Annotated in this window: 4 protein-coding genes; 3 read left to right on the forward strand and 1 reads right to left on the reverse strand. The window is 71.9% G+C overall.

Going from position 1 to position 6,380, the window contains the following annotated elements; genetic code table 11:
• The first annotated feature begins 196 nt into the window (after positions 1-196).
• From AB0M02_RS44850 to AB0M02_RS44860, 3 genes are all read left to right on the forward strand, one after another.
• Positions 197-937, forward strand: a complete 741-nt coding sequence (locus AB0M02_RS44850; protein ID WP_364238633.1) for a hypothetical protein — start codon at positions 197-199, stop codon at positions 935-937.
• A gap of 345 nt (positions 938-1,282) precedes the next feature.
• Complete coding sequence (locus tag AB0M02_RS44855) at positions 1,283-2,254, forward strand: ATP-binding cassette domain-containing protein (protein ID WP_364238634.1); 972 nt, start codon at positions 1,283-1,285, stop codon at positions 2,252-2,254.
• Positions 2,251-3,012, forward strand: a complete 762-nt coding sequence (locus AB0M02_RS44860; RefSeq protein ID WP_364238635.1) for an ABC transporter permease — start codon at positions 2,251-2,253, stop codon at positions 3,010-3,012. Before AB0M02_RS44855 ends, AB0M02_RS44860 begins: the two co-directional genes overlap by 4 nt.
• 1 nt (position 3,013) lies before the next feature.
• On the opposite strand, the gene AB0M02_RS44865 is transcribed toward AB0M02_RS44860, so the two are convergent.
• Positions 3,014-6,214, reverse strand: coding sequence for a BTAD domain-containing putative transcriptional regulator (locus AB0M02_RS44865; RefSeq protein WP_364238636.1), 3,201 nt, complete (start codon positions 6,212-6,214; stop codon positions 3,014-3,016).
• Between the last annotated feature and the right edge of the window lie 166 nt (positions 6,215-6,380).

Below are 6,380 nucleotides of genomic sequence, written 5' to 3' on the forward strand. Positions count from 1 at the left end.
ACCAGAGCAGCACCTCCGGGCAAAGTCGGACGTCGGACCTTCGCCGTTCCGCCGGAGCCGGCCGTCGGCGGCACCTAGCGTGACGCGTATGGGACCACTCCTCGCCGCCGCGGCCACGCTCGCCCTGCTCACCGTCCCGGCCGCGCCCGCCACCGCCGCCGAACCGGCCTTGCCCGCCACCGCCGCGGGACCGGCCTTGCCCGCTGCCGCCGCGGGACCGGCCGCGCCCGCCGCCGCCCAACCGGCCCTGCCCGCCGCTGCCGCCGCCCAACCGGCCCTGCCCGCCGCTGCCGCCGCCCAACCGGCCGCGCCCGCCGCCGCCCAACCGGCCGCGCCCGCCGCCGCCCAACCGGCCGCGCCCGCCGCAGCCCAACCGGCCGCGCCCGCCGCCGTCGAACCGCCGACGATTGACCAGATGAAGAAGGGTCTGCTCGTTCAGTCCGATGTGCCCGAGGGCTACGTCGCTGAGGGCGAGCCCGCGCCCGGGACGAAGATGTTCGCCGGCAAGGTCAAGGCGCCGTGCGATCTCCTCAAGTCGGAGACGACCGGTCCGACTGTCGACATGGTCTATCAGGGCTTCACGGAGAAGGACGGCACCTACGCAGACATGATGATCGCCGCGCCGGGTGCCGCTACGGCTCTTGAGTCGATCAAGCTGGGTGCGGCGCTGCCGGAGGGTTGCCCGGAGTTTGTGGACGAGGTCGGGTTCACGTACAAAATCAAGGCCTTTGATCTGGACAGCCTCGGCGATGCGTCGGCGGCGATCGACGTGACCATCCACATGAGTGCCGGCGATCCGATGCGGGTCCTCATGGCTGAGGTGGCGCTCGGCGACCTCTCGGCGGCGTTCTCGATGACGCCAAACGATGACAACGACGAGGCCGAGTTCCGCGAGATCGTCAAAACCGGCGCGAAGAAGCTCAACAAGATCGGCTGACAGGAAGAACGAACGTTCTTGCCACCAGCGACGGCCGCCAGCGGGAACGGCTCGGCGGAAACGGCCAGGCCCGGAAAGGCCAGGCCAGGAAACAGCCAGGCCCGGAAACAGCCAGGCGCACAAACGGCCGAGCACGAAAACGGCCCGGAACGGCCCGGCGCACAAACGGCCCAGCGTGAAACCGGCCCGGAACGGTCCGGCGCGGGGACGGAAGGCGGGGCCCGGAAAATCCGGCAAATCGGTGGTGACAGCGTTTTGTCAGGCCGTGACAGGCGCGTGTGCGGTTCGTGTCAGCGCCCGCCCGCAGTCTCGATGTCGTAACCCACACGGAGGGAATGCGACATCGTGGAAGATCTGGTGGTGCGCGCCGAGGGGCTGCGCAAGCGGTTCGGTACGACGCAGGCGCTCGACGGCGTCGACCTGGCCATGCGGCGGGGCACGGTGCTCGGCGTGCTCGGGCCGAACGGCGCGGGCAAGACCACTGCGGTACGTGTCCTGGCGACCCTGCTGAAACCCGACGAGGGCAGAGCTACGGTCGCCGGGATCGACGTGCTCAAGCATCCGCAGGAGGTGCGCCGCAAAGTCGGGCTGACCGGGCAGTACGCCTCGGTCGACGAGGACCTCACCGGCGTACAGAATCTGGTGTTGATCGGAAAGCTGCTGGACCTGTCGCGCAAGGACGCCCGGCGCAGGGCTGACGAGCTGCTGGAGTGGTTCGATCTGACCGATGCCGCCCAGCGGCCGGCCAAGACCTACTCGGGTGGCATGCGGCGGCGTCTCGACCTGGCGGCGAGCCTCGTCGGGCGACCGGAAGTGATCTTCCTGGACGAGCCGACGACGGGTCTGGACCCGGCCAAGCGCGAGGACATGTGGGGTGTGGTCCGCACCCAGGTGGCGCGGGGCGCGAGTGTCCTGCTGACCACGCAGTACCTGGAGGAGGCGGACGCGCTCGCCGACGAGATCGTGGTCGTCGACCACGGCAAGGTGATCGCGCACGACACCCCGGACGGGCTCAAGCGCCGTGTGGGTGGCCAGACGCTGCGGGTGCGCCCGTCCGATCCGGAACGCCTGCCGGAGGTGCTGCACGTCCTCGAAGCGGTGGCCGCGCCGGGCACGACAGCGGCCAAGGACGAGGCCGCAGGCAGCCGCCCCGGTTCCGCCTCGGTGCCGGTGACCGGCGACGCGGCCCTCGCCGACGTGGTGATCGAGCTGCGCGGCCGGAACCTCGAGGTGACCGAACTCGCCCTGCACCTGCCCAGCCTCGACGAGGTCTTCCACACCCTGACCGGCAAGAAGAAGGCGGAGGAGCTGGTATGACAGCGATCGCGAAGCACAGTGCGGCGCTGGCGCACCGCAGCCTCATCAAGACCTTGCGTACGCCCGAGGCGCTCATCGACGTGACGATCCAGCCGGTGATCTTCCTGCTGCTCTTCACGTACCTCTTCGGTGGCGCCATCGCCGGCGGTGACCGGCACGCCTACCTGCAGTTCCTGCTCCCCGGCATGCTCGCGCAGTCCCTCGCGATGGGTGGCGTGGCGCTCGGCCAGAACCTGAACGCCGACATCGAGAAGGGCGTCTTCGACCGTTTCCGGTCACTGCCGATCTCCCGGTCCGCGCCGCTGGTCGGCGCCGTGCTGGCCGACGTCATCCGCTACCTGACCGTCTGCGTCGTCATGCTGGCCTTCGGCACGATCATGGGCTTCCGGATCGAGACCGGCGCGGTGCCGGCCCTCGCCGCGGTCGCGCTCTCGATCGGGTTCGGGCTCTGCTTCTGCTGGATCTCGGTCTGGGTCGGCATGCTGGCCCGCACCTCGGGCGCCGTGCAGGGCATCATGTTCCTGCTGGTGCTGCCGCTGACCTTCGGCAGCAACGTGTTCGTGGAGACCGACACGCTGCCCGGCTGGCTGCAGGCGTTCGTGCACGTCAACCCGATGACGCCGCTGGTCGAGACAATCCGCGGGCTGCTGGTCGGCGGCCCGGTGGCCGGGCACCTGCTGGTCACCCTGCTCTGGATGGCCGGACTGCTGGTGGTGTTCGTCCCGCTGGCCCTGCGCGCTTACGCCCGCCGGGCATAACTCAAGAGTTCAGTGCCAGCCGCGCAGGGTCGACTCGACGCTGCGCGGCCGGCGCGTCCAGCGTCCACCCCGCCGTGTACGCCTCCGTGAACCCCTCGTCCCCCAGCGCCCGCCTCACCTTGCCCGCCACCTCGCTCACGTTGAGATCGGTGTGGTCGTGCGATCCCCGCAGCCGGGCCGCCGCCCCGAGCAGCATCGCCGCGTCCCGGTACCGCTCGTACAGCACCGCCAGCCCGCTCGCCGTGACCGCCACCATCGACAGGATCGGCATGTCCCGGGTGTCCAGGGCCGCCGAGTACGCCATGACCAGCGCTTTCTCCGCGGCCTCTGCGTCGCCCCGATGCAGCGCCAGCGACGCCTTCACCGACCCGATGATCGCCGTACCGTGGTCGCCGCCCAGCACCCGCGTGCCCTCCTGGCCGAGACCCGCCGTGGCCCGGGCGAGCAGCTCGTCGGCCCGGTCGAGGTCGCCCATCCACACGAGCGTCCCGGCCTCCAGGGCGTCCACCAGCAGCGCCAGTTCGGGCGAGCCGGAACGGTCGGCACGGAGGCGGGCCTGCGCGACCGCCCTGCGCGCCTCGTCCTGTTCGCCGCGCCGCATGTGCAGTTCGGCCCAGCGCAGCTCGATGAAGATCTCGTCGGCCAGGTCGAGGGAGCCGAACTCGCGGCCCAGCTCCCGGGCGACGGTCAGGTCGGCGAGCGCGCCGTCGAGGTCTCCCGCGTACTGGCGTACCAGCGCCCGCAGCGGCAGCACGGTGGCCTGGCCCCAGCGGTCGCCGATGGCCCGGAACCCGTCCAGGGCGGCGGTCACGTCCTGCTCGAGCTGCCTCTGGTCGCCGTTGTTCTCGGCGACCTGCGCCCGGAACACGTGCCCGAGCGACGCGAGCCAGAGATCGGGCCCGTTGACGAGACGGTCGATCCGCTCGTTGGCGGCGTCGGTCTCCTCGGCCATGAAGAGCACAACCGCCGCCAGGGCGCCGGCCGGGCCGGGCAGATCCGGGTACGTCATGAGGCGCCGGGCCAGGTCGCGCAGCCGGTCACGGCGCTGCTGGGCGGTCTCGGTGATCAGTCCCGGCTCGGTGCCGGTGCGGTTGAGCACGAGCACGGCCTCGGCGCAGGTGGCGATCAGGGCGTCACCCTCGCCGGGCACCGCGAGCGCCGCACGCAGCCAGTACGCGGCGTCCGCGTGCCGGCCGAACATCTGCCAGTACCAGCCCAGGTCCATGGCCAGCTGGAGAGCACCCCGGGCGTCGCCGCTGTCGCAGAGGTGGCGGAGGGCGGCGAGGGCGTTGTCGTACTCACCGCGCATCACCCGCAGCGCGGCGAGCTGAGCGGGGGTGCGCAACTGGGCGTCCTGCTCGCTGACCAGCGCGGAGAGGAAGGCGGCGGCGCGGTCGCGGACCTCGTCAAGAACTCCCTGCTCGGACAGGCGCTCGATGCCGTACTCCCGCAGCGTCTCCAGCATCCGGTAGCGCCCGCCGTCCGGTGCGAGCTGCAGCAGCGAGCGGTCGACCAGCGCGGCGAGCAGATCGGGGATCTCCGCGGCGGGCACCGCGCCGGCACTGACCGCGGCGGCCGTCCCGGCGGTCACCCCGCCGGGCAGGACGGCGATGCGCTCGGCCAGGATCCGCTCGTGGTCGGCGAGCAGGTTCCAGCTCCAGGCGATCACCGCGCGTAGCGTCCGGTGCCGCGGCTGTGCGGTGCGGCTACCGGTGGTGAGTAGGCGGAACCGGTCAGAGAGGCCGTCGGCCAGCTCGGGCAGTGCCAGCGTGCGCAGCCGGGCGGCGGCGAGTTCCAGGGCGAGCGGGAGTCCGTCCAGGCCGCGGACGATCCGCACGACGTCGGGGGTGGTGGCGGCGTCGATCGCGAAGCCGGGCCGGACCGCGGAGGCACGCTCGGCGAAGAGCCGGACCGCGGGGGCTCGGGCTGCCTGCTCCGGTGCGGCATCGTTGCCGGGCAGACCCAGAGGACCAAGGGGTACGAGTGATTCGCCGTCGATTGCCAGCGGCTCTCGGCTCGTGGCGAGTACTCGCAGGCGTGGGCAGCGCACGAGCAGCGCGGACATCAGGTGTGCGACGGCGTCGATGAGATGTTCGCAGTTGTCGACCACCAGGAGCAGGTCGCGGCCGTTGAGTTGATCGGCCAGAATGTCGAGCTCGTCGCCTTTTTTCAGGACACGGCCGGGCGTTTCGAACAGGGCCGAGCCGCGGAGGCCGGCGGCTGCCATCACTGCGGCGCCGACCTTGGCTGCCTCGGTCACGGAGGCGAGATCCACGAGCCAGGTGCCATCAGGGTACGCGTCGCGGTTCAGCCTTGCCGCCTCGAGCGCGAGTCGCGTCTTGCCTGCTCCGCCGGGTCCCAGGACGGTTACCAGGCGGCCGGTCGTCAGGAGGTCGTGGACGCGGGTGAGATCGTCGTCGCGGCCGATGAAGCTGGTCAGCGGGGCGGGGAGGTTGGTGACCGCCCTCGGTTTCTCCGACTTTTCCCGTAACAGCTGGACATGTCGGTCGCGGAGCGCGGCGCCGGGGTCGGCGCCCAGCTGCTCGGCCAGGTCCTCGCGGATCCGCTCGTAGGCGGCGAGCGCGTCGGCCTGCCGCCCCTGCGCCGCCAGCGCGTCGATGAGCAGCCCGGCGAGTCGCTCGTTCAGCGGGTGCTCGGCGACCGGGCCGGTCAGGCGCGCGGTGGCCCGCTCGGCGTACCCCAGAGCGATCTCGGCCTCGGCCAGGTCGGCGGTCGCCTCGACAACCACCTGCGCGATCCGGGTAGCCTGCCCGCCGGCCACCTCCGGCGCGACCGGCCCCGCAACCAGCTCCTCCGCCTCACCCAGCACCGTCGCGGCGCCGGCCGGGTCACCCGCGCGCAGCCGGTCCCGCCCGGCCGCGGCGAGCCGCTCGAACCGAATGGTGTCCACGTCGGCGACAAGCCGGTAACCACCCTCGACCTGCAACAGGAACTCCGACCCCACCAGCCGCCGCAGCCGCGACACCAGCGACTGGAGAGCATTGGCCGGATCAGCGGGCCGCTCCTCCGGCCACAGCGCGTCGACCAGCACCCCGGCTCCGACCGGCTGTCCACCCGCCACCGCGAGCCGGGCCAGCAGAGCACGCAGCCGGGCACCGGGCACCGAGATCTCGCCGCCACCCCGCCGAACCCGGACAGCGCCGAACAGCACCACGTCCAGTCCCCCGCACTCCGCACTCACCCAACGATCCTCCCGCGCCCCGTCCACCCCCCAAAACCGACCCCCACCCAGCCTTCCCCGCCCGGGGGTGTCTAGCGCCTGTTTCGGAGTGGATGGCTGGGCTGCGGCGTGGCCCAGCCGCCGTCTGGCCGCACGTCGCGAACACCCAGATACAACCCCGGTATCT

Source organism: Actinoplanes sp. NPDC051861, assembly GCF_040681145.1.
GTDB lineage: Bacteria > Actinomycetota > Actinomycetes > Mycobacteriales > Micromonosporaceae > Actinoplanes.